This is a genomic window from Bradyrhizobium sp. INPA03-11B (genome assembly GCF_040446015.1).
Taxonomy (GTDB): Bacteria; Pseudomonadota; Alphaproteobacteria; order Rhizobiales; family Xanthobacteraceae; genus Bradyrhizobium; species Bradyrhizobium macuxiense_A.
On record NZ_JASGSR010000005.1, the window covers coordinates 74,208 to 101,195 of the forward strand.

Below are 26,988 nucleotides of genomic sequence, written 5' to 3' on the forward strand. Positions count from 1 at the left end.
GACGCGGCAAGGCTGTGCAACAAACTCCGTGTCGTCCCTGCGAACGCAGGGACCCATAACCACCGATACAGATTGTCGAGCTACGCTGGAACGACGAGTCGCGTTCACAACAGAGGCCGCGGCGTATGGGTCCCTGCTCCCGTGCGCAATTGCGCACTAGGCAGGGACGACAGCGGAGTTGGTGGCGCCTACTTGTCGCTCAGCACGTCGCCGAACAGCGCCCAGGACTTGCCGTCGAACCGCGCCATCTGGATCTGGCGGATCGGCGTCACATTGTCGGGCTCGGTCTGCACCTTGATGCCCGGCAGCAGCATCGGCAATTCCAGCGCCTTCAGATTGCTCGCCTGCTTGATGATGTTGTCGCGGCTGTAGTCGCCGTTGCAGTTCTTCAGCACGGCCGTCATGACCTGCGCGACCGTGTAGCCCTGCACGTTGAACAGATCGCCCGGGCTGGCATTCGGCTGGTACTTCTTCATCCAGGCCGAAAACTCCTGCTGCGCGGGATCGTCGGCCCAGCGCGGATCGGTCGGGTCCTTCAGGTAGAGCCCGGTCACGACACCAATGACGTTCTCGAGCCCGGCCGGCTCGAGCACTGCCGAGACCGAGTTGGAGACGGTCGGCAGGATGGTGAGCGGCTTCCAGCCCATGCTCGCCGCCTTGCGCAGCGCTTGCGCGGCGAATTTCGGCGTCGCCTCGGCAAAGAACACATCCGCGCCGGACTCGCGCATCGTCACCATCTGGGAATCGATGGTCGGATCGGTCGTGAGGTAGGTGGTCTCGGCGACGATCTGGCCGACATGCTCGCCAAGTCCATCCTTGAAGCCCTTGAGGTAGTCCTTGCCGGCGTCTTCGTTCGGCGTGATGACCGCGATCTTCGCGTCCGGCTTGGTCTTCAGGATGTATTTTGCGTAGAGCCGGCCTTCGAGCTCATAGGTCGGATTGAAGCCGACCGTCCACGGAAACTGCTTCGGATCGTTCCAGCGCGTCGCGCCTGACGACACGAACAGCTGGGGCACGTGCTTGATGTTCAGATATTTCTGCACCGAGATATTTGGCGCGGTACCGACCGCGCTGAAGATCGCGAGCACCTCGTCCTGCTCGACCAGCTTGCGGGTCTGCTCGACCGTCTTCGACGGCGAATAGGCATCGTCGAGACTTTCGAACTCGATCTTGCGGCCGTTGATGCCGCCCTGATCGTTGAGCATCTGGAAGTAGGCGGCTTCGGCGCGCGCGATCGTGCCGTAGGCCGACGCCGGGCCGCTATAGGGCGCGGTGTTCCCTATTCTGATCGCGGAATCGGCTGCAATGGATGGCGAGATCGACGAGGCCGTGAGCGCGGTGACGGCGAGAAGGCCCGCCAGGCGGGAGCGAGTTGACAAGAGCATATCCTTTTCTTGGTCTTCTTGACGCGGCGCACCTTATCAATCGCGCCCGCGCAGGCAATCACCAAGACCACTCCGCATGCCGGCCATCACGTTCGAGCAGAACATGATGCGCTTCGAGAGCTTCGAATGTTGCTGTGATGTTCATGATGTGAGCCTTCGATGGAAATGAAGGTTCACCAAGCGAGACACGCATTCCGCGCGGCAGTCACCGCGCGTTGCTGTTCTCGATTACGTGATGCTCAGGCGGCGACCGCAGCGGCGCGCGGGCTGACGACGTATTCCTTCAGCACCTTGTCGGTGCCGTCGACTTCGGTCAGCGCGACGTCGTAGGACCACAGATCGGCGAGATGCTGCAGCACGCGCCGCGCGTCGGTCTCGTTGAGTTGCGCGCCCTTCACGGTGGTGTGACGCAGCATCAGGCGACGATCGCCGTCGAGATCGACATCCATGACCTCGATATTGGCGTCGACGAAACCGACGTCGTATTGCCGCGCCAGCTCGCGCCGCACCCGGCGATAACCGCGCTCGTCGTGGATCGCATCGACCTTGATCCCCTGGCTTTCGGCGGGATCGTCGTGCAGATGGAACATGCGGAAGCGCCGGATCAGCGCCGGGCTGAGGAACTGGTTGATGAAGCTCTCGTCGCGGTAATTGCTCCAGATCTCGCGCAGCACGCCCTCGACGTCGCCCTTGCCGGCGATATCGGGGAACCAGTCGCGGTCCTCGTCCTCGGGATTCTTCACGATCCGCTCGATGTCCTGCATCATGGCAAAGCCGAGCGCGTAAGGGTTGAAGCCGGAATAGCGGCGGTCGTCGAACTCGGGCTGGAACACCACATTGGTGTGCGACTGCAGGAATTCGAGGAAATTGCCGTCGGTGATCCGGCCCTGCTGATGCAGCCGGTTCATGATGCGGTAATGGACATAGGTCGCGGTGCCTTCGTTCATCACCTTGGTCTGCCCTTGCGGGTAGAAATACTGCGCGATGTGGCGAACGATGCGAATGAGCTCGCGCTGCCAGGGCGCAAGGCGCGGTGCGGTCTTCTCGAGGAAATAGAGGATGTTCTCCTGCGGCAGGCCAAGCAGCGCGCGGCGGCGCTCGACGGTGAGCGTAGCCTTGCTCTTGTGCTTGGTGTTGGGCACTGTCCGCCACAAATCGTTGAACACGCTTTCCTCGTGCTGGCGGCGCTCGCCGGCACGCTTCTCCTCGGCGCGCAGGTCGAGGATCTTCTTGCCGGGATAGCGGTCGACTCCATGCGACATCAAGGCATGCGCGGCATCGATGGTCCGCTCCACGGTCTCGCGGCCGTGGCGGTCCTCGCAGGCGGAGATGTAGCCCTTGGCGAATTCGAGATAGTCGAGGATGCCGTCGGCATCGGTCCACTGCTTGAACAGATAGTTGTTCTTGAAGAAGTGATTGTGCCCGAACGCCGCGTGCGCGATCACCAGCGTCTGCATCGTCGCCGTGTTCTCCTCCATCAGATATGAAATGCACGGCGAGGAGTTGATCACGATCTCATAGGCGAGGCCCATCAGGCCCTTGCGGTAGGACGCCTCCTGGAAGGCGAACTGCTTGCCGAACGACCAGTGCTTGTAGAACAGCGGCATGCCGACCGAGGAATAGGCGTCGAGCATCTGCTCGGCGGTGATCACCTCGATCTGGTTGGGATAGACGTCGAGCCCGAGCTCCGTGCGCGCGATCTTCTCGCAGGCGTCGTGAACTCGCTGCAGCGTCTGGAAATCCCAGTCGGCGCCCTCGAACAGCCGTCCCCCGGAAGATCCCATCAAACTATACCCTTTCCTGACTGGTGGTGCGGCGCTTGAACAGGTCCTGGAACACCGGGAAGATCTCGCCGCGCTCGCTCACCTTGCGCATCGACAACGGCGCGCCGTCGTTGCGCAGACGCTCATAGAGCGTCCAGAGCGAGGAGTCCGGCATGTCGAAGGTGTAGTTGGCGGCCTCGCCGACCTCGAGATAGGCGAAGAACTGGCAGACCGGCAGGATCTTGTCGGTCAGCAGAAGTCCGGTCAGCCCGCTGTCGGAGGTCATGTTGTCGCCGTCCGAAGCCTGTGCGGCGTAGATGTTCCAGTCGGCCGGGCGGAAGCGGGTGCGGACGATGTCGTTCATCGCAACCAGCGCGCTCGACACCAGCGTGCCGCCGGAAGCCGGCCCATGGAAGAACGTATCCTCGTCCACCTCCTCGGCGCGGTCGGTGTGCCGGATGAACACGATCTCGACATGCTTGTAGCGCCGCTTCAGGAAGACGTAGAGCAGCATGTAGAACCGCTTGGCGAGATCCTTCATGTGCTCGGACATCGAGCCCGAGACGTCCATCAGGCAGAACATCACGGCCTGCGCCACCGGCTTCGGCACCGTCTCGAAGCGGCGGTAGCGGATGTCGATCGGATCGATGAACGGGATCCGCTTGGCCTTGGCCTTCAGCGCTTCGAGCAGCGCGAGCAGCTCGCGGCGGCGCGTATCGTCGTCGCATTCCGCAAGCTCCGCCTCGAGCGCTTCGATGTCGTCCTTGCGCGGCCGTCGCAGCGCGACGCGTCGCGCCAGCGCCCGGCTCACGGTGCGGCTGATCGAGATGTTGGCCGGCGAGCCCGAGGTCGCATAACCGGCGCGCTGGAGGCCCTCGCTCTCGGTTTCCGCGAGCTTGCGCTTGGCAAGATCAGGCAGTTCGAGATCGTCGAGGAAAAGATCGACGAACTCCTCGCGGCTCAACACGAAGCGGAAGGCGTCCTCGCTGTCGCCCTCACCCGCACCGGAGCCCTTGCCGCCGCTTTGGTTCGGCCGCTGCAGCCAGTCGCCCTCGACGAACTTCTTGTTACCGGGCAGCACCATGTCGCGCGTGCCGCCCTCGCGCCGGAACCGCGGCTCATCCATGCCGTCCAGCGGGATGGTTACTTCGCCGCCCTCCAGGACATCCTTGATGTCCCGGTCCTGTGACGACTTCTTGACGGCTCCCTGCACCAGCGCCTTGGCGCGTCGCAGGAAGCGCTGGCGGTTCTCCAGGCTCTTGCTACCCGGATTCAACCGCCGATCGACGATGTGCATGACCACTTTGCATCTGCCTCGCGCCGGATGCGATCATGACAGTCGCATCGCATTCTTATTGGACGGAACCGGACGAGACGGAAAGCCGCTGCCGGCTTTCCGGATCGCGTACTAGATTCTTGCTTAAGCATGATCTTTCGGAAAACCGCTTCGCACTTTTCCGGATCATGCTCTAGCCGGCCTGCTTCACCCGCATGTACCACTCGACGAGCCGGCGGACCTGGCGCTCGGTATAACCGCGCTCCACCATCCGCTCGACGAACTCGCCGTGCTTCTTCTCGGTCTCGCCGTCCTTCTTGGAGCCGAACGAGATGACCGGAAGCAGATCCTCCACCTGCGAGAATATCCGCTTCTCGATCACGTCGCGAACCTTTTCGTAGGAGGTCCAGCTCGGGTTCTTGCCGCCATTGTGCGCCCGCGAACGCAGCGAGAACTTGACGACCTCGTTGCGGAAGTCCTTCGGGTTGGCGATGCCCGCCGGCTTCTCGATCTTGGTCAGTTCCTGGTTCAAAAGCTCGCGGTTCATCAACTGGCCGGTGTCGGGATCCTTGAAGTCCTGATCCTCGATCCAGGCATCGGCGTAGTCGACGTAGCGGTCGAACAAGTTCTGGCCGTAGTCGGCGTAGGATTCCAGATAGGCCTTCTGGATTTCGTTACCGATGAACTCGGCATAGCGCGGCGCGAGGTCGGCCTTGATGAATTCGAGATAGCGCTTCTCGGTCTCGTCAGGCAGCTGCTCGCGGCGGATCGCCATCTCCAACACATACATCAGGTGCACCGCGTCGGCGCCCACCTCGGTCGTGTCGTGATTGAAGGTCGAGGCCAGCACCTTGAAGGCAAAGCGGGTGGAGACGCCGTCCATGCCCTCGTCGACGCCGGCGGCGTCCTTGTACTCCTGCACGCTGCGCGCCTTCGGATCGGATTCCTTCAGGCTCTCGCCGTCATAGACCCTCATCTTGCCGAACAGCGTCGAGTTCTCGTGCTTGCGCAGCCGCGACATCACCGAGAAGCGCGCCATCGTTTCCAGCGTTGCCGGCGCGCACGGTGCAGCGGCGAGCTCGGAGCCCTGGATCAGCTTCTCGTAGATCTTCTGTTCTTCGGTCACCCGCAGCACGTAGGGGACCTTGATGACGCAGATGCGGTCGATGAAGGCCTCGTTGTTCTTGTTGGTCTTGAAGCTCTGCCACTCGGCTTCGTTGGAGTGCGCGAGAATGATGCCGGTGAACGGGATCGCGCCGATGTTCTCGGTGCCGATGTAGTTGCCCTCCTGCGTCGCGGTCAGCAGCGGGTGCAGCATCTTGATCGGCGCCTTGAACATCTCGACGAACTCGAGCACGCCCTGGTTGGCGCGATTGAGGCCGCCGGAATAGCTGTAGGCGTCGGGGTCGTTCTGGGCGTAGGTCTCGAGCTTGCGGATGTCGACCTTGCCGACCAGCGAGGAGATATCCTGGTTGTTCTCGTCACCGGGCTCGGTCTTGGCAACCGCGATCTGGCGCAGCCGCGACGGCTGGATACGCGCGACGCGGAATTGCGAAATGTCGCCGCCGAAGGCCTCGAGCCGCTTGTAGGCCCACGGCGACATCAACCCGCTCAAGCGCCGCCGCGGAATGCCGTACTTCTCCTCGATGATCGGCCCGAGCGTTTCCGGATCGAACAAGCCGAGCGGGCTCTCGAACACAGGCGAGAGCTCATCGCCGGCTTTCAGCACGTAGATGGGGTGGACTTCCATCAGTGACTTGATGCGCTCGGCGAGCGACGACTTGCCGCCGCCGACCGGTCCGAGCAAATAGAGGATCTGCTTGCGCTCTTCGAGGCCCTGCGCGGCGTGGCGGAAGAAGCCGACGAGGCGCTCGATCGTGTCTTCCATGCCGTAGAAGCCGGCGAAGGCCGGATACGACCGGATCGTACGGTTCAAAAAGATACGGCCAAGGCGTGGGTCCTTGGCCGTGTCGATCATCTGGGGCTCACCGATTGCCGCTAATAACCGCTCGGCCGCATTGGCATATCGCATCGGATCACTTCGACACGACTCCAGATACTCGGCCATCGACATGTCGGTCTGGCTTCGCGCTTCAAACGACCTTGCGAAGGCGTTGAACAAAGAATCGTTGTACATGATCCCTCTCTCCACGATATGTATCGCCGCACGACTGACACGAGTCGTAACCAGAGCGTCCTAGGATCGAATCAGCGTCGGCACGCTGGGTCCATTGGACACTCGACCGACTCACTTCGGCAATGCACGGCGCGTGCAGCCTCTGCCTTATCAACAGGCAGGAAGCTTAATGGTTCATCAATATCCCCCGTTGGTGGCCTGTTTTTGACGGTTGTACCCCCTCCGCCACATCCGTGGTTTAACGGGGCCCAAGCCTCCGAACAGGCCTCCTAAGCGGACATCCGAGCGGGGCAACTTCCCCGTCCGAAATGAACGTTGGGCTTCCCTGAAAACGTGTGGCTGTCCAGCCTTGGCGTCAAGATGCGCACGTCACAGATTCGCATGAACAAACATTCAGAAGCCGTTGAACGTGCCTCGTTGTCGCCGCGACTAAGGCAACGAGCCCGCCCAGTTCCGCGCGGCGCCATTGCCGCGCTGTAAAGATGACACCTTGGAGGCGCAGGCTATTCCCGAGGCCGCCATGAAGCAGACGCTCCTTGTTGTCGCACTTGCCGCCGCAGCCTGCGCCGGCGCGTCGTCAGCCGTCCAGGCACAGGAAGAGGTCGACAAGGCCACGGCAGCCGCCTTCGACAACAGGATGTTCGCCGGCCCGCCTGGCGCGAAAGCCTATGCCTGCTTCGTGCGGCGATACGATGCAAATCATCTGGCGCAGCATCCGAAGCAGAAGGTCAGCGCGATGAAGCTCCTGGTGTCGGCGGAAGACGCGCCGGAGGACAAGACCACCAACTACTCATTCCGTCTCGGCGTCACCTACCGCCACCGCTCCGGCAATTTCGACTCCAGCGGCTTCTGCAACCACGCGGTCGCGACCGACTCCGGACACGAAATCCGCTTCGAATGCGGCGTCGATTGCGAGGGCGGCGGTATCAGCGTGGCGTTGTCGAAGGACGATAAATCCGCGATCGCACGCCTCGCCAGCATCAGGATGTGGAATCGCAACAGGCCCGACGACGACGCGAGCGAAGAGCTGCTCGCCGGCGCCGACGACAAGATCTTTCGCCTCGATCGCGCGGACGCCCGCGAATGCGCCGAACTTGTGACCGACCGCAAGGAACTCGCGGCGCTCCGCCACAAGTGATAGGCTCGGTCAGATCAACAACAATTGCGCGAGGGACGCCCATGCACAGACGCAGCATCCTGTGGGGCACGCTCTCGGCGATCGGCGCCGCCTTCGCGGCGTCACGGGCGAACGCCGCCGCCGAAGCACCGCCGCAGAAGCTGAAGGTGGTCTATCACCTCGACGACCTCGGCAAGGTCAATTTCGTGGTCGGCAACATCCAGAACCATCTCGACGGCGTCGGCGGCCCCGGCAATGTCACGATCGCGCTGGTGGTGCATGGCCAGGCGCTGAAGGCGTTTCATTCGGCCGCGGCCAATCCCGACCTGTCGAAGCATGTCGGGCAGTTCACCAGGGACGGGATCGAGCTTGCCGCCTGCGGCAACACCATGAAATCGCAGAACATCGGCCTGAAGGACCTGCTGCCCGGCTTCGTCGCCGCCGAGCGCGGCGGCGTCGTGCGCCTCGCCGAGCTGCAATCCCAGGGTTACCTCTACCTGCGGCCCTGACGTGCGGCGTGCGCCGCAACGCGTCATAAAAATGTGCTGAGTTCGGGGTCTGCTCGCACCCGCGTCCGAGGGGATCGAACTGTTGTGAATGGCGTTATCCCTTGGGAATGCTGATATTCCGCCCGGGCCCCCAGCCATGTTGACAATCCTCCTCCGCCCCCGAAAGCTGCCCGGGAACCCAAAAATCGACCCTCGATCGAACGAGAACAGGCACCCATGAACCCCGTCAAAGCACTCGAAAATCACCGCCAGGCCGTCTGGCTGGACTTCCTCGCTCGCGGCTTCGTCGCCAAGGGGGACCTGAAGCGGCTGATCGAGACCGACGGGGTCAAGGGCGTCACCTCCAACCCCTCGATCTTCGAGAAGGCGATCGGCTCTTCTGACGAGTATGACGGGGCGATCGGCCGGGCCCTCAAGAACGGCGACCGCTCGGTCGCCGACCTGTTCGAGCATCTTGCCGTCGCGGACATCCAGCATGCCGCCGACGTGCTGCGCCCGGTCTACGACCAGAGCCATGGCGGCGACGGCTTCGTCAGCCTCGAAGTGTCGCCCTATCTCGCGATGGACACCAAGGCCACGATCGCGGAGGCCGAGCGGCTCTGGAAGGACGTCCACCGCAAGAACCTGATGGTCAAGGTGCCGGCGACGCCGGAAGGATTGCCGGCGATCGAGTATCTGACCGGCGAAGGCATCAGCATCAACATCACGCTGCTGTTCTCGCAGGAGGTCTACCGCCAGGTCGCCGAGGCCTATCTGAAGGGCCTCGAGAAGTATGTCGCCAAGGGCGGCGATCCCTCCCATATCGCGAGTGTCGCGAGCTTCTTCGTCAGCCGCATCGACACCGCGGTCGACAAGCAGCTCGACGAGAAGATCGCGCGCGCCAACGATCCCTCCGAGAAGGAGCGGCTTGCCGCGCTCAAGGGCAAGGTCGCGATCGCGAATGCAAAACTTGCCTACCAGGACTACAAGCGGCTGTTCTCGGGCGCGCGCTGGGACAAGCTCGCCGCCAAGGGCGCCAAGCCGCAGCGGCTGCTGTGGGCGTCGACCGGTACCAAGAACAAGGACTACAGCGACGTGCTCTATGTTGAAGAGCTGATCGGCCCCGACACCGTCAACACCGTGCCGCCGGCAACGCTCGACGCGTTCCGCGACCACGGCAAGGTCCGCGACAGCCTCGAGGAGGATGTCGAGGACGCCCGCCACGTGCTGGAGGAGCTGGAGAAGTCCGGCATCTCGCTCGATGCGATCACCAAGGAGCTGGTCAAGGACGGCGTCAAGCTGTTCGCCGACGCCGCCGACAAGCTGTACGGCGCGGTCGCCTTCAAGCGCGCCACCTCGCTCGGCGGCGGCATCGATCACCAGAAGCTGGCGCTCGGCGCCGGTATCGAGAAGGCGGTCGAGAAGAGCACCGAGGAATGGCGCGCCTCGGCCAAGATCCGTAGGCTCTGGCACAAGGACAAGTCGGTCTGGACCGGCGATGACGAGGACAAATGGCTGGGCTGGCTGACCAGCGCCGCAACCGCCGACGTCGCCGACTACGAGGATTTCGCCGCGCGCGTGAAGGGCCAGAGCTTCACCGACGCCGTCGTGCTCGGCATGGGCGGCTCGAGCCTCGGCCCGGAGGTGCTGGCGCAAACCTTCCCGCACAAATCCGGCTTCCCGCGGCTGCACGTGCTCGACTCCACCGATCCGGCGCAGGTGCGGGCGATGGAGGAGTATGTCGACATCTCGAAGACGCTGTTCATCGTCTCCTCCAAGTCAGGCGGCACCACCGAGCCGAACGTGATGAAGGACTATTTCTTCGACCGGGTGGCCAAGGCGATCGGCAAGGACAAGGCCGGCCACCGCTTCATTGCGGTGACCGATCCGGGCTCCTCGCTGCAGAAGGTCGCGATCAAGCAGGGCTTTGCCCGGATCTTCTACGGGGATCGCGCGATCGGCGGCCGCTATTCCGTGCTGTCGCCGTTCGGCCTGGTGCCGGCGGCGGCCGCCGGCATCGACGTCCGCAGCCTGCTCGGCCATACCCTCGCCATGGTGCGCTCCTGCGGCGCCGACGTGCCGCCGCAGGAAAACCCGGGCGTCCAGCTCGGGCTTGCGATGGGCATCGCCGGGCTCGAGGGCCGCGACAAGGTGACGATCTTCGCCTCGCCCGAGGTCGCCGATTTCGGCGCCTGGGCGGAGCAGCTGATCGCGGAGTCGACCGGCAAGGACGGCAAGGGCCTGATCCCGATCGAGGGCGAGACGATCGGCGCCGCCGCGGTCTACGGCAACGACCGCTTCTTCATCGACCTGCGCACCGAAAGCGAGAGCGACGCCGCGCATGAGGCCAAGCTCGCGGCGCTCGAGGCCGCCGGCCATCCGGTGGTCCGGATCGTGATGAAGTCGATCGACCATATCGGCCAGGAGTTCTTCCGCTTCGAGATCGCAACCGCGGTCGCGGGCTCGATCCTCGGCATCAACCCGTTCAACCAGCCCGACGTCGAGGCCGCCAAGATCAGGACCCGCGAGCTGACGGCGGCGTTCGAGAAGACCGGGTCGCTGCCGGCCGAGCAGCCGGTGGTGTCGGCGGACGGGGTCGATCTCTACACCGACGCGCAGAACGCCGAGGAGTTGCGCCGGGCCGGCGCCAATGGCGACCTCAATTCCTGGATCAAGGCCCATCTGTCGCGCTCCGGCCGCGGCGACTATGTCGCCCTGCTCGCCTATATCGAGCGCGACGGCGACACCATCGACGCCATGCAGGCGATGCGGCTGAAGCTGCGCGACGCCAAACACCTTGCGACCTGCGCCGAGTTCGGCCCGCGCTTCCTGCATTCGACCGGACAGGCCTACAAGGGTGGGCCCGACAGCGGCGTGTTCCTGCAGGTCACGACCGACGATAGCAACGATCTGCCGGTGCCCGGCCAGAAGGCCAGCTTCGGCGTCATCAAGGCAGCACAGGCGCGCGGCGATTTCGACGTGCTCACCGAGCGCGGCCGGCGGGCGCTGCGCGTGCATCTCAAGGGCGATCTCAGCTCCGGGCTCGCGGCGCTCGATGCCGCGATCTCGGCCGCACTGAACTGACGGAGGCGAGGGATGCAACTCGGCATGATCGGCCTCGGGCGGATGGGCGGCAACATCGTCCGCCGCCTGATGAGCAACGGCCACACCAGCGTGGTCTACGACAAGGACCCCAAGGCGGTCGCCGCGCTGGTCGCGGACAATGCCACCGGCGCCTCGTCGCTGGAGGATTTCGTCCTCAAGCTGGAGGCGCCGCGCACCGCCTGGGTGATGCTGCCGGCCGGCAAGATCACCGAAGCCACCATCGAGGCGCTCGCCAAGCTGATGCAGCCCGGCGACGTCATCATCGACGGCGGCAACACCTTCTGGCAGGACGACGTCCGCCGCGGCAAGGCGCTCCGCGAGCGCGGGCTGCATTATGTCGACGTCGGCACCAGCGGCGGCATCTGGGGCATCGAGCGCGGCTACTGCATGATGATCGGCGGCGACAAGCCGGTCGTCGACCGGCTCGATCCGATCTTCAAGACGCTGGCGCCCGGCATCGGCGACATCCCGCGCACCCAAGGCCGCGAGGGCCGGGACCCGCGCATCGAACAGGGCTACATCCACGCCGGTCCCGTTGGCGCCGGGCATTTCGTCAAGATGATCCACAACGGCATCGAATACGGCCTGATGCAGGCCTATGCCGAAGGCTTCGACATCCTGAAGAACGCCAATATCGAGGCGCTGCCGGCGCAGCATCGCTTCGATCTCGACATCGCCGACATCGCCGAAGTCTGGCGGCGCGGCAGCGTGATCCCGTCCTGGCTGCTCGACCTCACCGCCTCGGCGCTGGCGCAGAACCACACGCTCGACAACTACTCCGGCTTTGTCGAGGATTCCGGCGAAGGCCGCTGGACCGTCAATGCCGCGGTCGACGAGGCGGTGCCGGCCGAAGTGCTGACGGCGGCGCTCTACACCCGCTTCCGCTCGCGCAAGGATCACACCTTCGCGGAGAAGATCCTCTCGGCGATGCGCGCAGGTTTCGGCGGCCACAAGGAGCCGCCGAAAAAATCTTGAAGAGGTCACGTGCAGAAGAAACCCGATCCTTGCTCCTTCATCATCTTCGGCGCCACCGGTGATCTGACGCACCGGCTGGTGATACCGGCCCTCTACAATCTCGCCGCCGGCAACCTGCTGCCGGACAAATTCTGCGTCGTCGGCATCGCCCGCAAAGGCATGTCGAGCGACCAGATGAAGGACAGCCTGCTGCAAGGACTACGGAAGTTCGCGACCCGTCCGGTGGACGAGGCGGTCGTCACGCGCCTGTTCGAATGCGTCACCTCGATCGAAGCCGATCCGAGCGATCCCCCCTCCTTCGATGCCATGAACGAACGGCTCGACAAGCTCGAGAAAGCGCGCGGCACCGGCGGCAACCGTCTGTTCTATCTTGCGACCCCGCCAAAGGCCTTCCTGCCGATCAGCGAGCAGCTCGGACGCACCGGCATGCTGGAGGAGAACGGCGCCTGGCGGCGGCTGGTCGTCGAGAAGCCGTTCGGCACCGACCTGGCGTCAGCCAAGGCGCTGAATGCCGCGCTGCTGAAGCTGATGGACGAGCACCAAATCTACCGGATCGATCACTACCTCGGCAAGGAAACCGTCCAGAACATCCTGGTGCTGCGCTTCGCCAACGGCATGTTCGAGCCGATCTGGAATCGCAACCACATCGACCACGTCCAGATCACCGTCGACGAGAAGCTCGGCGTCGGCCATCGCGGCAGTTTCTATGACGCAACCGGCGCGCTGCGCGACATGGTGCCGAACCATCTGTTCCAGCTGCTGTCGCTGGTGACGATGGAGCCGCCGGCGCGCTTCGACGCCCATGCGGTGCGCTCGGAGAAGGCCGAGGTGCTGAGCGCGATCCAGACCCAGACCGAGCAGGAGGCGCTATACAACTCGGTGCGCGGCCAGTATCGCGGCGGCAGGGTCGGCGACACCGAGATCGATGACTATCTCAAGACGCCCGACGTCAAGTCCGGCAGCTCGACCGAGACCTATGCCGCGCTGAAGCTGACCATCGACAATTGGCGCTGGGCCGGCGTCCCGTTCTACCTGCGCACCGGCAAGGCGCTGACCACCAAGCGCACCGAGATCGCGATCAAGTTCAAGCAGGCGCCGTTCGCCATGTTCCGCGACACCGCGGTCGACCGCCTGTCGCAGAATTACCTGGTCATCTCGACCGAGCCGACCGAAGGCATCGAGCTGCAGTTCAACACCAAGGTGCCGGGCCCGGCGATCAACATCGATGGCGTCGAGATGAAGTTCCGCTACAAGGACTACTTCAAGGCCGAGCCGTCGACCGGCTACGAGACGCTGATCTATGACTGCATGATCGGCGATAATCTGCTGTTCCAGCGCGCCGACAGCGTCGAGGCCGGATGGCAGGCGGTGCAGCCGTTCATCGACGCCTGGAAGAGCGCCGGCGGCCGCGGCCTGCAACCCTACAAGGCCGGCAGCGAAGGCCCGGAGGCGGCCAACGCGCTGCTGACGCGCGACGGCCGCAGCTGGCGGAAGCTGGGTTGAAATGACCACGAGCCACCAGCGCAAGATCATCACAGTCGCCGATCCGGCGGCGCTGGCGAAGACGGCCGCCGAGCGGGTGATCGCGGGGATCGACGAGAACCCCGGCCGGATCGCGATCTGCCTCACCGGCGGCTCCAGCCCGAAGGCGCTCTACCAGCTGCTGGCGACGCCGGACTATCGGGCGAGGATTCCGTGGGACCGCATCGACTGGTTCATCGGCGATGAGCGCCTGGTGCCGCGCAAGGACAAGCTGCACAATATGTGCATGGCACGCCAGGCCTTCCTCGACCGCTGTGCGCCGGCCGCCAATGTCCACCCGATCGCAACCGACACCGCCGATCTCAGGGATCCCGACGTCAGCGCGGCACTGTACGAGAACGAGCTGATGGCGTTCTACGGCGCCGAGCAGCTCGATCCGAAGCGGCCACTGTTCGACCTGGTGCTGATGGGCATCGGCCCCGACGGCCACACCGCCTCGCTGTTTCCCGGCTATCCCGCGGTCGAGGAAACCCAGCGCTGGGTGGTCGGGGTGCCCAAGGCCAATGTCGAACCGTTCGTGCCGCGCGTCTCCTTGACGCTGCCTGCCCTCGCCTCCTGCCGCGAGATGCTGTTCGAGGTGTCAGGTGAAAACAAGCGCGCGATCTTGACGCGCCTGTTCGCAGGCGAGAACCTGCCGGCAAACCGCGCGCGATCGCTGGGCGAAACCGTCTGGCTGATCGACCAGGCGGCGCTGCCGGAGGATTTTCCTGGATGATTTTGTTGGGTGATTTTCTTGGGTGACTTCCTTGGGTGACGGGAAAAATCCCTGCGCGCTGGTCGTGATGGGCGTCTCCGGCTCGGGCAAGAGCACCATCGCCGACCGCCTGGCGATCAGGATCGGCTGGCGCTTCGAGGACGGCGACAGCTTTCATCCGCCGAGCAATGTCGCCAAGATGCATTCCGGCCAGCCGCTCACCGACGAGGATCGCTGGCCCTGGCTGCGCGCGATCGCCGCCGAGATCGACCGCACCTGCGGCATCCGCGAGCGCGCCGTGATCGCCTGCTCCGCGCTGAAGCGCAGCTATCGCGACATCCTGGTGCACGGCCGCGACGATATTCGCATCGTCTTCCTCGACGGCACGCAGGAGCTGATCGCGACGCGGCTCGCCGCACGCAAGGACCATTTCATGCCGCCGGGACTCCTCGCCAGCCAGTTCAAGACGCTGGAGCCGCCGACGCCGGACGAACGCCCGATCACGGTTGCGATCGACCGCTCCGTCGACATCATCATCGAAGACATCGTCACTCAATTGAAGCTGGACCGCCCATGAACAGTATCGCGACCCGCATCGCCCTTGTCGTGTCCGATGTCGACGGCACGCTGCTCACCAAGGACAAGACCCTGACCGACGGCGCCAGGGCTGCGGTGCGCAAGCTGCATGAAGCGGGCATCGGCTTCACCATCGTCTCCAGCCGGCCGACGATCGGGATGGGTTTCCTGGTCGCGCCGCTCGACATCACGCTGCCGATCGGCGCCTTCAACGGCTCTTCGATCGTCGACCCGCAATTGAAGCCGCTCGAACAGCATTTGATCCCCGCGGCAATCGCGAAGCGCAGCATCGACCTGCTTCGCGAGCGCGGCATCGACATCTGGCTGTTCACCAACGACCGCTGGCTGACCCGCAATCCGGACGGCGAGTACAACGCGCACGAAAAGCGCGCGATCAAGCATGATCCGACCATCGTGAGCGATTTCACGCCGTATCTCGACCAGGCCTGCAAGATCGTCGGCGCGAGCTCGGATGCGGCCCTGTTGCAGCGCTGCGAGGCTGACATGCAGCAGATGGTCGGCAATGATGCGACCGCGGTGCGCTCGCAGACCTACTATCTCGACGTCACCCCGCCCGGCCACGACAAGGGCACCTTCGTCGAGGGCATCGCCGAGCGTCTCGGCGTATCGCTGGAGCATGTCGCCACGATCGGCGACATGCAGAACGATCTGCCGATGTTCGCAAGAAGCGGCGTCTCCTTCGCGATGGGCAATGCCAGCGATGACGTGAAGGCGCGCGCCACGCATGTCACCGAAACCAACGAGCACGACGGCTTCGCGCGCGCGATGGACACGGTGCTACAGCTTCGCTGAAGGGTTCGGACAATCACCTGCTCCCCGCGATCGAACGCGGGTGGCAGCGTGATCGCTATTCCTGTCCGTCACATCCGATCCGAGTCACCCTGATCATGTGATCGCATCACAGTGAGCACGCGGCCATTTGTCGCGGCGATGTCTGCCGTCCGGTCAACCCCGGCTCCACCGATCCATCGGCAGTCAGTTTCGAATGCCCTTCCTTCACGTTCGCGCGCGGCCGCCCGCATCCAGGAATTTTTCAGGAGGCAACCGATCACATCAGTTCGGCGAGTCCGGCCTGGGCACGCCAATATTGACTGGAGTGCAATTCATGGCCGTCACCGCCAACCTCGCCGCTGGAGTCCTCACCGTCCTCGGCGATGCCGCCGACGACACCATCACCACCAGCCGCGACGCGGGTGGGGTCATCGCGGTCAACGGAGGAGCGGTTCCGATCATCGGCGGGCCTGCGACGACGGCCAACACGACCGCCGTCGACATCCTCGGCCAGGATGGCAACGACATCGTCACGCTCGATGCGAGCCAGGGCGCACTGCCGCCGGTCACATTGAACGGCGGAGCAGGCAGCGATACCGCCGTGATCGAGGGCGAGGACACAAGCGAGACCTTCGTCATCGCAGCCAACGGCAGCCATGTCCGCGTTCTCAGGACCAGCCCCGACCCATTCTCCGTCGATATCAGCGCGACGGAAAACCTGGTCATCCACGCCGGCGGCGGAGACGACATCATCACCGCCGGCAACGGGCTGAGCGCGTTGATCTCGCTCACGCTCGATGGCGGCGACGGCAACGACACCATCACCGGCGGCGACGGTAACGATCTGCTGATCGGCGGCGCCGGCGACGACATCGTCACCGGCGGACGCGGCAACGATACCGCCCTGCTCGGCGACGGCGACGATACCTACATCTGGAATCCCGGCGACGGCAGCGACACGGTCGACGGCGGGGCCGGCAACGATACCCTGCAACTCAACGGCGCCAATATCGCCGAAAAGATCGACATCTCCGCCAATGGATCCCGGGTACGGCTCACCCGTGACGTCGGCAACGTCACGATGGACCTCAACAGCATCGAGAATATCAACGTCAAGGCGCTGGGAGGCGCCGACCGGGTCACCGTCAACGACCTCAGTGGCACCGACGTCAAGCACGTTACCGTGGATCTGCAGGCCAGCGCAGGCGGTGGCGACGGCGCCGCGGATACGGTGATCGTCGCCGGCACGGCCGGCGCTGATCACATCACCGTCAGGGAAAGCAGCGGAAACATTGTTGTCGATGGCCTGCATGCCGATGTCACGATCACAGGTCAGGAAGCCGCGAACGACACGCTCGAGATTCACGCAGGGGCCGGCAACGATATTATCGACGGATCCGCACTCGGGCCCGACCAGATCAAGCTTCTGATTGATGGCGATGGAGGTGACAACACCTACATCTACAAGCCCGGGGCCGGGGCCGAGACCATCACCGACTTCGTTGCCGGAGCCGGCACTCCCGACAAGATCGACGTCCGTGCCTTTGCAGGGGCCGGCGTCCACGGCCTCGCTGACATCCTCGCACTTGCAACCCAATCCAGCACCGACACCGTCATCGACTTCGGGGGCGGCAGCACGCTGACACTCGAACATGTCACCAAGGCCAATCTCGCCGCCGACGATTTCATCTTCAAGGTTCCGCTTGTCACCGCGATCAGCACCTCGGGCACCGGGGTCACCGCCGGGTCAGGCGATCTGAATGCCAACAAGGAGGTCGATTTTGCGCTGAAGTTCGATGCGAACGTGACCGTCACGGGCAACCCGATTTTACTTCTCAACGATGGCGGAGCCGCTGTCTATGCCGGCGGCGCCGGCACGGACACGCTCGTCTATCGGTATGTTGTCGGAGCGCATGACAACACCCCCGACCTTGCCGTCATCGGAACCGGTGGCGGCACGATCAAGGACCAGTCCGGTAACGACGCCGACCTTGCCGGCGCCGGCGGCAACCCGGCCGGCGTCCTCCAGATCGATACGATCGCGCCCCATCTGACCGACATCACCGCTGTGCCCACGAGCGGCACCCAGACCGCCGGATCGCTGATCCAGTTCACCCTCGATCTCGACGAGGCGGTTCACCTCGCCGGCGGATCGCCGGCCCTGTCGCTGAACGATGGTGGCACCGCGACCTTCGATGCCGCGGCCACCGCCCTGCTTGGCGATGCGAACAAGCTGGTATTCGACCATGTCGTTACAGCCGGCAATCCGCCGACGTCACCGCTGGCGATCACCGGCTTCAACGCCAACGGTGCTGTTGTGACCGACCTTGCCGGAAACCTTGCCGACCTTGGCCATGTGTCGCACACATTCGACAATCTGTTCGTCAACGAGAACACGCTGCCGGCGTTCACGCTGAACGGCTTCACCCGGCCGGAGTTGCATCTGAACGCAGGTGGACAAATCCTGCTCGACGATACGGCCTCTGCATTCGCGGCCAAATACGGCCTGGAGTATCTTTATCTCGGCGTGCCGCCGGGAACGCCGTACCCGCCGGTCGACCTTTCCTGAAGAACCAGGACGTGGACTCATAAGCTTCGGCCATGTCCGCTTCGCTCCGATAACGACCGCCGTTGCGCAACCGCAGCAAATGACGCGATAGGCCATCTGCGGGCATTCCCGTGGCTCACGATGGGAGGGCGACCATCCGCGCGAGGGTCGGACTTCCATCGTGATTAGACCTGTAGCCCGGGCTCAGGGCTGATGACCTAACTTCACAATCATCTGCGGATGACGTTCACTCAGGGCCTTCAACGTGAGCAGGCTCTTCCGTTCGCTTTCCCGGTCGAACGTGTAACTTCCGGGTTCGACGCCATGCTCCCAACCCCAGCGCGTGTGGCAAGCATCGCCCGTCAGGAGCACCGGACCCGTCGGTGTTCGTGCGAGATAGGAGACATGGCCCGCCGTGTGTCCGGGAGTCAGGATTGCGAACAACGAGCTGTCACCGAAGACATCGATCACCCCTTCGAACTTCCCGTCCGGGTCCTTGGTGAACTGAAATTCCTGAATGGCGGGCCGGCCCTCAAAGAAGGCGTCGTTCATCCCCTCGACAAAGAAGTTCTCGAACTTCTTTTCCCCAGCTTCTCCGGGACCTGTATAAAACGGCACATCTTTCGGAATGTCTGGCATCCCGAAGACATGATCGGGATGAAGATGGGTCATGAGCACCCCTTTGACGGAAGCCCCTTCCGATTTGATGATCGACAAGGGGTCTTGCCGGACTTGCATCTTGTCGAGCTTTGCGAAGTTCCGCACCACCCATCCGACCCCCAAGCTCTTGGGGTCCTCGACCAGCCGCTTCGAAACACCGGTGTCGACCATATAGAGTCCCTGGGTCGGATGCTTCACGAGATGTGTATAGATCTGGATTGGCTCCTCGTGATCCTTCAACCCGGCCTGAACGGCTTTGGGATCGTTCAGGTTGAGCACTCCCGAAAGATCGACAACCCAATCAGCGCTGGCGACCGTCTTGAGCTCGATCGGTCCCGGCTGATCGATCAAAGCCTCCATGGCCGCCGAGCTGATCGGTTTACCAAGGCCGGCAGACTTCGTCGGATGTGAGGTCTGCGCGCACCCAGAAAGCGCGACGACGGCAAGGGCGCCAATGAAAAAGAGTCCTGACTTGCGGAGCATGATTGTTTTTCCTCATTTCTGCTACCGCTTTTGCCGCGGACGGCTAGAATAGCAATCGTCTAAAGTCCTATGCCGCCATCCATAAATGAATGGCGTCGGACGAACCCAAGGAGTGACCGTGGACCTAGAGTGGGATGACCTCCGGATCTTTCTCGCCGTTGCCGACGCCGGCAGCCTGAGCGGCGCCGCGCGACGCCTCAAGGCGAGCCAACCCACTTTGAGCCGAAGGATTGCCGAGATGGAGTACGGGCTCGGCGAGCCGCTTTTCGTCCGCAAGAACCGGGGCATCACCTTGACGAAAACTGGGCTAAAGCTGCTTCCGGCCGCCCAAGGCATGGCGCAATGGGCGACGGAAGCCCATCGCTCACTCGACGCGAAGAACTCGCCCGTGAGCGGCCGCGTGCGCATCACGGCGGCACCGGCGTTCGCCTTATATTTTCTGGCGCCGTTCGCGGAAACGCTCAAGAGGAAGCACCCGCAGATCACTCTCGAAGTTCTGGTCAGCACGGAGCGCTTGAATCTCTCGCTCGGCGAGGCGGACATCGCACTCAGGAAGCAACCGTCCGATGATCCAGATCTGATCACAGTCGATGAAGTTATCGTTCCGATCGGCGCCTACGCGAGCAGGGACTACGCTAGGCGCCTGCCCGCGAAATACGACTTCCGCGACATCGACTGGATCACGTGGGCGGGCGCGCACGAGATAATGAGCCCGTATCCGGAGCTCGCGGCCAGGATCCCCGACTTTCGTCCCGCTTTCATGTCCGACGATTACAGCGTGCAGGTCGCGGCCTGCCGGGCCGGCGTCGGCGCGATGATCCTTCTGAAGACTTCCCATCGGCTCAAGCGGCCTGGCGAGCTCGTAGAGCTCAAGCTCGAGCTTCCGGCCTCGCTGCGAGCACCACAAGCAATCATCTGCCATAAACGCATGGCGGAGCTCCCGAAAGTCAGAACGGTCGTGGACCTGCTCCGTCAAGAGTTTGCTGATCTGAGGAAGAGCCAAGGCGCGCAGAAACTCCGAATGGTGACACCAACGATCCCGAGGCTCGCGAAGGATAAGAACGGCTCGCCCAAACATTCGGGACAACGGCATAAGGAGTAGAGGCGACAAAGCCTTGCCAGACCGCCGCAAGAGTCTGCTTAGAGTCACTAGCGTCGCGCTCCGCAATCGCGAATTACCCGTCGACTTCCGCTATGCTCCCGCTTGCGACCGAAGTCGTGCGGCGGCGCAACATGTCACGATCGGCCAATAGCGGTTATTCGGGGACGCGCGCTATTCGATAGGCCTGCCCAATCTCTCGATATCTTCGCGCCGACAGATTGGCGTTTTGCTCTGGATATTGGAAATGCCCGCTTGCGGGGTCGAGACGAGCGACGCAGGGTGCTTGCACGATTTCGGAATATTGGAAATGTATCGCTGAGTTGCCCGACGTGTCAAGTTGCCGGGTTGGACGCCTGCAGCCGCCGGCTCCTTTGCATGGGGTTGTTTTCGATATTTTGGCCCCGCGCTTCAGCTCGACCGCTGCACCGCGGGCTTCTCGGTGTCGGCTCTGGCGGCGCTGAGATTGTGCGCGGTGTTGATCAGCGCGATATGGGTCAGCGCCTGCGGAAAGTTGCCGGTCTGCCGGCCGGCGCCGGGGTCGAACTCCTCCGCCAGCAGCCCGAGATCGTTGGCGACCGCCACCACGCGGTCGAACATGGTCTGCGCCTTGTCGAGATCTCCCGCCAGCACATGGGCGTCGGCGAGCCACAGGCTGCAGGCCAGAAATGCGCCCTCGATCGGCTGGATTTCACCGGCCGCCTCGCGCGGATCGTGCCGCAGCACGAAGCCGTCGCGCATCATGTGCCGATCGACCGCCGCGATGGTGCCGCGGATGCGCGGGTCGTCCGGCGGCAGGAAGCCGACCGAAGGCAGCAGCAGCAGGCTGGCATCGAGCAGCTTCGAGCCATAGCTCTCGACGAAGCTGTTGAGGCGGGGATCGAAGCCCCGTTGGCAGACGTCGCGATGGATGGCCTCGCGCAGCACCCGCCATCTGACCAGCGGACCCTTGAAGCCGAACCGCTCGGCGCTCTTGATGGCGCGGTCGAAGGCGACCCAGCACATCACCTTGGAGAACACATAGTGCCGCGGCTCCCCACGGCGCTCCCAGATGCCGTGGTCAGGCTTGTCCCAGACCTCGGCAAGATGACTGACGACGGTGCACTCGAGCGACCAGTTCTCCTCGTCGAGCTTCAGCCTTGCCATGCGCGACTGGTGGAAGGCGTCGATCAGCTCGCCATAGACGTCGAGTTGCAGCTGCGCATGCGCGGCGTTGCCGACGCGGACCGGCTGCGCCCCCTCATAGCCGGACAGCCATCCGGCCTCCCATTCCAACAGGCGCCGCTGGCCGAGGATGCCGTACATGATCTGCATGTTGGCCGGCGCGCCGGCCGCGGCCCGCAGCAACCAATTGTGCCAGGCCGCCGCCTCCTCGGTGTAGCCCGAGTTCATCAAGGCCAGCAGCGTGAAGGTGGCATCGCGCAGCCAGCAGAACCGATAGTCCCAGTTGCGCGCGCCGCCGAGCTTTTCCGGCAATGACGTCGTCGGTGCCGCGACGATGCCGCCGGTCGGCCTGAAGGTCAGCGCCTTCAGCGTGATCAGCGAGCGCATCACGAGGTCGCGTTGAACGCTTCCGTCATAGGTCGAACGGCGGCACCAGTCCGTCCAGTAGTCTTCGGTATCCCTGAGCGCCGCCTCGGGATCGATCGGCTCCGGCACCGGCTGAAACGACGCACCATATGTCAGGACGAACGGCACCATGTCGCCCTCGCCGATCTCGAAATCGGCGAGCGTGGTCAGATCCTGGCCGCGGGTCTCGACCGGCGTGCGCAGCACGGTCATGTCCTGCCCGCTGATCGCCAGCAGTCCCTCCCCGTCCGGGTTCTTCTTCACCCAGGGAACATCGACCCCGAGGCCGAAGCGGATCACCAGCTCCATGTGCATCTTGACGCGGCCGCTGACGCCGCGAACGAGACGGACCACGTCGGACGCCTTGCCTCGCGGCGGCATGAAGTCGATCAGATCAACCACGCCATCTGCGGTCTCGAACCGGGTCTCCAGGATCAGCGTATCGTCTCGATAGCGGCGCGTGGTCCGCTTGATCTCGCCTTCGGGCGCCAGCAGCCAGCGGCCATTCCGCGATGTGCCGAGCAGCGCGGCGAAGCAGGCATCGGAATCGAACGCCGGCCAGCACAGCCAGTCGATCGAGCCGTCGCGGCCGACCAGCGCTGCGGTCTCGCAATCGCCGATCAGTCCATAGTCTTCGATCCGAGAAGCCACGCGCCGTGCTCCGCATTCTCAGGCATGCGACCGCTCATGGGTTGCGCGCTTGAGCGCGTCGATGTCGATCGCCGAGGCGAGATGCTCGATCGAGACCGGCAGCCGCCGTTTCCAGTTCGGATGCTCGTAGACGGTGCCGGGGATGTTCGGCTGCTCGACGATGCCGAGCAGGTCCTCCATCGACACCGCCATCATCCGCGATCGGGTTCGGGCCAGGAAGCTTGCCACCGAATAGAAATCGTTGTGGTGGACGTCGTGCCGGCGCAGCACGTCGTCGAGCTGGCCGAGCGCGTGCCAGCGCCCTTCGTCGGTCTCGCCGGGATCGATCCCGAGCGCGCGCTTGGTCTTGAGGTCGCTGAACGAACGCCAGCCGGCATAGGTCGACAGGTCGTGGGTGTTGAAGGTGACCAGCGCGTTCGGCAGATAATAGTCGGCGTTGCGGAACACGCCCTGGTCGTCGGTCTCGAACATCATCACGAGATAGGACCAGATGCCCCAGCCGTTCATCTGCTCGCGGAATCCCGGCGGCACGGTGCCGAGGTCCTCGCCGATCACGACGCAGCGGCTCGCTGCGCTCTCCTGCGCGGTCGCCGCCAGCAGCGCCTCGAACGGCATCAGCACATAGGCGCCGTTGGCCGGGCCGAAGCCGCGCGGCACGAGATAAAGCCGCTTCAGCCCGAAGGCGTGGTCGAGCCGGATCGCACCGGCATGGAGCATCGAGGCGCGCAGCATCTGCCGGAACGGTTCGAACGAGCGCTGCTCGAGGCCCGCGGCATTGAAGCCCGCGAGCCCCCAATCCTGGCCCGCGGTGTTGAGCGGGTCCGGCGGTGCGCCGACGCCGAGATGGCGCGAGATCGCGGTCTGCTCATTCCAGGCGTCGAAGCCATCCGACTGCACGCCGACGGCGACATCGAGATAGAGTCCGACCCGCATGCCGAGCTTGTGCGCGCGTGCCTGGCAGGCACCGAGCTGACGGTCCGCCGTCCATTGCACGAATTCGACGAACTCGACCTCGGCGGCGGTGTCGCGCGCCCGGTGCAATTTCGCGCAGGCCGCATCGTCGGGCTGCCGCCATTCATCCGGCCATTCCCACCACGGCGTGTTGAACTTGTGCCGCGTCACCTCGAAGCAGGCGAAGCGCGACAGCAACGTGCCCTGCTCCTTGCGATAGGCCTCGAAATCCTGCCAGCGGCCGATGCCGGGATTGGCCTTGAAGGCCGCGAAGGCCCTGCGCAGCGCCGGCCATTTCAGCGCCGCAACACCGACATAGTCGACCATGTCGTTGCTGCGCAGATGGGCAAGCGCGGCCTGCGTCGCCGCATCGATGCGGAATTCGGGAATCTTCTCGACGTCGATATAGAGCGCGTTGAGGAACAGCCGGCTGTTCGGCGAATACGGACTGCAATCGCCGGGCCGATCGTCGAACAGCGCATGCAGCGGATTGAGCCCGACGCCGTCGGCGCCGAGCCGATGCGCGAAGTCGAGCAGGCCCTCCAGATCGGTGAAGTCGCCGATGCCCCAGTTGCGCGCGGACCGCACGCCATAGAGCTGGACCGCGATCACCCAGCAGCGGTCGAACGCGCCGCCGAACGCACCGTCCGGCGCCACCAACATCGGCAGTTCCTCGCTGCCGGATGCGTCCGACAGCTGCAACCGGTGCACGCCTTCGGGCAGGCCGGCCGGCCACGTCACGCTCCGCGCATGCGCCTCACCTTGCGCGAGCACTGCGCTGCCGTTGGTGAGCTTCCATTGCACCGGAAGCTGGGTCGCTTCCGAGAGCTGCGTTTGCCCGCCATGGCCGCCTCTGACGACCACGGGATCGATGACGATCCGCCGCGGCGTGTGGGGCGGCAGCGCGGCGAGGATCGCCGCCAGCGCCTCGGGGGTTGTCACACGACGGTGACCGCTACCATCGATATACTCGGTCTGGATTCCCAGGGTCTGGGCTTTGACGTAAAGGTCCATTCGGCACGCTGCCTGCTCGCAACGGTATTGGGATCGTTGCTAAATTGTACAGATACGGGAAAGGGATAGTTGATGTTCAACGCTCTACCCTATCCGGCGTTCCCACCGGGAACCATTGCCCGGCGAGCGGCTTTCTATATGGGTCTGGCGCGCCTCCTTCCCGGCGCCGGGACGTCATTTGCATTTTCAATGGCGGCATCACCGTGAACAAAACCCTCCGGCCTGTCGAGAGTGCCCATGGCACTTTTCATATCACCGATGTCTATCCGTCGGTTGATGGCGGCCGCTTTCCGGTCAAGCGCATCGCGGGCGAACCGGTCGAAGTCTGGGCCGACATCTACCGGGACGGACATGATGTGATATCAGCGGCATTGGTGTGGCGGCGCGAAGGCGACGACGCGTGGCAATCCGCACCAATGACGCCGCACAGCGACGACCGCTGGGGCGGCGCCTTCGTGCCCGACCGCCCCGGCCGCTACAGCTTCGCGATCGAGGCCTGGACCGACGAATTCGCCAGCTGGCGGCATCGCTTCGAGCAGAAGCAGCGCGACGGCGGCGACCACGCACTGGACGCGCTCGAAGGTGCCGGCATGCTGACCCAGGCGCAGGCCGGCGGACCTGCCGCGGCGGCCGTCATCATCAGGCAGTGCGAGATCTTTCTGCAGACCGGCGAGCCGGGCGCATTGCTAGCACCCGAGTTGCGGGAGGCGATGGCCGGCAGCCAGTTTCGCGGCGACCTGATGCGATCGCAGCTCTATCCCCTCACCGCCGACAGGCCGCGGGCGCGCAGCGGCGCCTGGTACCAGATGTTTCCGCGCAGCCAAGGCAAGACGCCAGGCGTGCATGCGACGTTCAGCGATTGCATTGCGCGGCTCCCCGACATCGCCGCGATGGGGTTTGACGTCGTGCTGCTGGCGCCGATCCACCCGATCGGGCCGACGCATCGCAAGGGCCGCAGCAATGCCGCCATCGCGCAGGCCGGCGATCCCGGCAGCCCCTATGCGATCGGCGCGACGGAGGGCGGCCACGATGCGGTGCATCCGCAGCTCGGCACGCTCGACGATTTTCGTGCCTTCGTGGCGGCATGCCAGGCGCACGGCATGGAGGTCGCGCTCGATTTCGCCGTGCAGTGCTCGCCCGATCATCCCTGGCTGACCGAGCATCCGCAATGGTTCAAGCGGCGCCCGGACGGATCGATGCGCAGCGCCGAACATCCGCCGCAACGTTGGGATGACGTCGTCAATCCGGATTTCGGATCCGAGGACGCGGCTGCGCTGTGGCGCGCGCTGCGCGATGTCGTGCTGTTCTGGGTCGAACAGGGCGTCAAGATCTTCCGGGTCGACAACCCGCACACCAAGCCGCTGGCGTTCTGGGAATGGCTGATCCGCGAGGTGCAGGATCGCGATGCGGAGGTGCTGTTCCTGTCCGAAGCTTTCGCCCGGCCGAAACTGATGAAGGGCCTCGCCAAGCTCGGCTTCACGCAATCCTATACTTACTTCACCTGGCGCACGCAGCGCGCCGAGCTCGAACAGTATCTCGGTGAGTTGACCTCGTATCCTGAGCGTGACTTCTTTCGGCCGAATTTCTTCGTCAACACACCGGACATCCTGCCCTTCCACCTGCAAAGCGGCGAATCCTGGATGTTCAAGTCGCGTTTCGCGCTCGCCGCGACGCTTTCAAGCAGCTATGGCATCTATAGCGGCTTCGAACTGCTCGAGCACACGCCGGTGCCCGGCCGCGAGGAGTATCTCAACTCTGAGAAGTACGAGATCAGGGTGCGCGACTGGGACGAGCACGGGAATATCAAGCCCTACATTGCGACGCTCAACCGGATCAGGCGCGGCAATCCGGCCCTGCAACAATTCGCCAATTTGCGCTTTATCAATGTCGATGACGGCGGCGTGATCGGCTTCGTCAAGGAGGCGGCCGATCAGGGCAATGTGATCGCGGCGGCGATTGCATTGTCATCGGAGCCGCGCGAGGTCTGGCTTCCGCTCGGCGACGTCATGGTCGGCCGTGGCGCTGACCGCCGCCCCGTCACGGAACTGGAAGACCTTGTCACCGGCGAGCGCCACGCGCTCGAATGGGGAGGCATCCGCCTGCGTCTCGATCCTGCGCGCGATCCCGCGTTGCTGTTGCGCTGTGTCGCCTGAAGGAGCCGTC

The 26,988-nt window shown here is 64.1% G+C and carries 18 protein-coding genes; 11 read left to right on the top strand and 7 right to left on the bottom strand.

Annotated features, from left to right (window positions below; genetic code table 11):
* Positions 1-188 precede the first annotated feature (188 nt).
* The 4 genes from QMZ05_RS03355 to QMZ05_RS03370 all read right to left on the bottom strand — a co-directional run bounded on the left by QMZ05_RS03355 (position 189) and on the right by QMZ05_RS03370 (position 6,561).
* Positions 189-1,385: an ABC transporter substrate-binding protein gene (locus tag QMZ05_RS03355; RefSeq protein ID WP_353699474.1), complete on the bottom strand. Its 1,197-nt coding sequence runs from the start codon at positions 1,383-1,385 to the stop codon at positions 189-191.
* 239 nt (positions 1,386-1,624) lie between these two features.
* A complete protein-coding gene (locus tag QMZ05_RS03360) occupies positions 1,625-3,169 on the bottom strand; it encodes a SpoVR family protein (RefSeq protein ID WP_353699475.1) in 1,545 nt (514 codons plus the stop codon).
* A 4-nt stretch (positions 3,170-3,173) separates the two neighbouring features.
* Positions 3,174-4,445, bottom strand: a complete 1,272-nt coding sequence (locus tag QMZ05_RS03365) for a YeaH/YhbH family protein (RefSeq protein ID WP_353699476.1) — start codon at positions 4,443-4,445, stop codon at positions 3,174-3,176.
* 172 nt (positions 4,446-4,617) lie between these two features.
* The gene (locus tag QMZ05_RS03370; RefSeq protein ID WP_146991787.1) at positions 4,618-6,561 is read right to left on the bottom strand and encodes a PrkA family serine protein kinase; all 1,944 of its coding nucleotides are present in this window, start codon (positions 6,559-6,561) and stop codon (positions 4,618-4,620) included.
* 520 nt (positions 6,562-7,081) lie between these two features.
* Between QMZ05_RS03370 and QMZ05_RS03375 the strand changes: the two genes are divergently transcribed.
* The 9 genes from QMZ05_RS03375 to QMZ05_RS03415 all read left to right on the top strand — a co-directional run bounded on the left by QMZ05_RS03375 (position 7,082) and on the right by QMZ05_RS03415 (position 18,419).
* A complete protein-coding gene (locus tag QMZ05_RS03375) occupies positions 7,082-7,699 on the top strand; it encodes a hypothetical protein (RefSeq protein WP_353699477.1) in 618 nt (205 codons plus the stop codon).
* Positions 7,700-7,740: 41 nt separating this feature from the next.
* Positions 7,741-8,187: a DsrE family protein gene (locus tag QMZ05_RS03380; RefSeq protein ID WP_353699478.1), complete on the top strand. Its 447-nt coding sequence runs from the start codon at positions 7,741-7,743 to the stop codon at positions 8,185-8,187.
* Between the two features lie 216 nt (positions 8,188-8,403).
* Entirely contained in the window at positions 8,404-11,250 is a 2,847-nt protein-coding gene (locus QMZ05_RS03385; protein WP_353699479.1) for a bifunctional transaldolase/phosoglucose isomerase, read from the top strand.
* 12 nt (positions 11,251-11,262) lie between these two features.
* Positions 11,263-12,246, top strand: coding sequence for a phosphogluconate dehydrogenase (NAD(+)-dependent, decarboxylating) (gene gnd / locus QMZ05_RS03390; RefSeq protein WP_353699480.1), 984 nt, complete (start codon positions 11,263-11,265; stop codon positions 12,244-12,246).
* Between the two features lie 9 nt (positions 12,247-12,255).
* Positions 12,256-13,749 carry a glucose-6-phosphate dehydrogenase gene (zwf, locus tag QMZ05_RS03395; RefSeq protein WP_353699481.1) on the top strand — a complete coding sequence of 498 codons (1,494 nt, stop codon included), beginning with the start codon at positions 12,256-12,258 and terminating at the stop codon, positions 13,747-13,749.
* Between the two features lies 1 nt (position 13,750).
* Complete coding sequence (gene pgl / locus QMZ05_RS03400) at positions 13,751-14,503, top strand: 6-phosphogluconolactonase (RefSeq protein ID WP_353699482.1); 753 nt, start codon at positions 13,751-13,753, stop codon at positions 14,501-14,503.
* Positions 14,504-14,534: 31 nt separating this feature from the next.
* Positions 14,535-15,059, top strand: coding sequence for a gluconokinase (locus QMZ05_RS03405; RefSeq protein WP_353699483.1), 525 nt, complete (start codon positions 14,535-14,537; stop codon positions 15,057-15,059).
* Positions 15,056-15,871, top strand: a complete 816-nt coding sequence (locus tag QMZ05_RS03410) for an HAD family hydrolase (RefSeq protein WP_353699484.1) — start codon at positions 15,056-15,058, stop codon at positions 15,869-15,871. Before QMZ05_RS03405 ends, QMZ05_RS03410 begins: the two co-directional genes overlap by 4 nt.
* A 313-nt stretch (positions 15,872-16,184) precedes the next feature.
* Positions 16,185-18,419 carry a hypothetical protein gene (locus QMZ05_RS03415; protein WP_353699485.1) on the top strand — a complete coding sequence of 745 codons (2,235 nt, stop codon included), beginning with the start codon at positions 16,185-16,187 and terminating at the stop codon, positions 18,417-18,419.
* 183 nt (positions 18,420-18,602) lie between these two features.
* Here QMZ05_RS03415 and QMZ05_RS03420 read toward each other — a convergent pair whose 3' ends face one another.
* Entirely contained in the window at positions 18,603-19,541 is a 939-nt protein-coding gene (locus tag QMZ05_RS03420) for an MBL fold metallo-hydrolase (protein WP_353699486.1), read from the bottom strand.
* Positions 19,542-19,653: 112 nt separating this feature from the next.
* Here QMZ05_RS03420 and QMZ05_RS03425 point away from each other — a divergent pair, with 112 nt between their 5' ends.
* The gene (locus QMZ05_RS03425) at positions 19,654-20,643 is read left to right on the top strand and encodes a LysR family transcriptional regulator (RefSeq protein ID WP_353699487.1); all 990 of its coding nucleotides are present in this window, start codon (positions 19,654-19,656) and stop codon (positions 20,641-20,643) included.
* 408 nt (positions 20,644-21,051) lie between these two features.
* Here the strand turns inward: QMZ05_RS03425 and QMZ05_RS03430 are convergent, their stop codons facing one another.
* Together QMZ05_RS03430 and malQ are read right to left on the bottom strand one after the other, a co-directional pair.
* Positions 21,052-22,860: a glycoside hydrolase family 15 protein gene (locus QMZ05_RS03430; protein ID WP_353699488.1), complete on the bottom strand. Its 1,809-nt coding sequence runs from the start codon at positions 22,858-22,860 to the stop codon at positions 21,052-21,054.
* Positions 22,861-22,878: 18 nt separating this feature from the next.
* On the bottom strand, positions 22,879-24,825 hold the full coding sequence (gene malQ, locus QMZ05_RS03435; RefSeq protein WP_353699489.1) for a 4-alpha-glucanotransferase: 1,947 nt from the start codon (positions 24,823-24,825) through the stop codon (positions 22,879-22,881).
* 203 nt (positions 24,826-25,028) lie between these two features.
* Between malQ and QMZ05_RS03440 the strand changes: the two genes are divergently transcribed.
* Positions 25,029-26,978: an alpha-1,4-glucan--maltose-1-phosphate maltosyltransferase gene (locus tag QMZ05_RS03440; protein WP_353699490.1), complete on the top strand. Its 1,950-nt coding sequence runs from the start codon at positions 25,029-25,031 to the stop codon at positions 26,976-26,978.
* Positions 26,979-26,988: the final 10 nt, after the last annotated feature.